Source organism: Calothrix rhizosoleniae SC01 (genome assembly GCF_900185595.1).
Taxonomy (GTDB): Bacteria; Cyanobacteriota; Cyanobacteriia; order Cyanobacteriales; family Nostocaceae; genus Calothrix_A; species Calothrix_A rhizosoleniae.
This window is the reverse complement of sequence record NZ_FYBH01000400.1, coordinates 1-945: the sequence shown is the minus strand read 5'-3', so window position 1 is coordinate 945 and position 945 is coordinate 1. Positions and strand designations below refer to the sequence as shown.

Annotated in this window: 1 protein-coding gene; it reads right to left on the bottom strand. The window is 29.3% G+C overall.

All coding sequences use genetic code 11. From position 1 onward, the window contains the following. Positions 1–170 precede the first annotated feature (170 nt). Positions 171–945, bottom strand: a 775-nt coding sequence (locus CALSC_RS24440) for a hypothetical protein (protein WP_235006936.1), incomplete at its 5' end; no start/stop codon positions are given.

Here is a 945-nt window from a genome sequence, read left to right as displayed (position 1 = left end):
AGTAAGGAGAGGGATGTTCGATAGGACAGGGTGAGGTTTTGTTGTATTTTATTTCATCCTCAATCCTTAGTTCTTTTCCCCTTTGCACTTCTTTCTCTTTACCCTTCTTGAGCGGAGCGATCTAAAATTTTTTTTTGCAAATAAGCTATAGACTTGCTAGAGAAGATTGTTTATTCTAAAGTATATGATTGGATTTGTTTTTCTAGTTCTTCATTAATTATTTCCTTACCGATTTCAGGATTATCTAGATTAACTTTGATAAAAGCTGTTTTATCTTTGTCTGTGAATCTTTTATCATTATCAGAATCTTTAACTATTTTAATAAACATAGCGCCAACGCTCTGAATAATATTCCAATTCATAATCTGGGTATTATCAGGAGTTATTTGTTTGATATTTTTTCCTGATATGTCTGATATATAACCAACGATGGCATCTTGAGAATCGAGTTGCTTATTACCATTGGTGTCCTTTTCAATTATTTTATAAAACCAAAATTTTTGTGTTTCCTTACCAGATTCTTGTTTATATTCTAATAGTTTAAATTTGTTGATTAAGGCTTTTTTATTTAATAAAACATGAGCTTTTCCATCTTTTTTGGCATAAAAAATAATATTATAAGGTTTTATACTACCATTCTTACCAGAATAACGAGAAGAACCAAATAAAAAATTACTTTCCTGATTTCCAGTCCCGACATCAACTGGAATCATTAGATAATCTGATTTTTCATTAATGATTAAATTGCCATAAATAATATGAGGATCTGAATTTTTTATAGCATTCCCATCAGTTAAATTATTTTTTTCTATATTGGGATTTGAAGAACAAGAAACAGATAAGCCAACGCATAAAGTTAATGTCGTTATGTGCTTAAATAAATTACGAATTACCATATATATTAACCAACACAGTATCGAGGTAGTAAGTAAGTCGGCACAATAA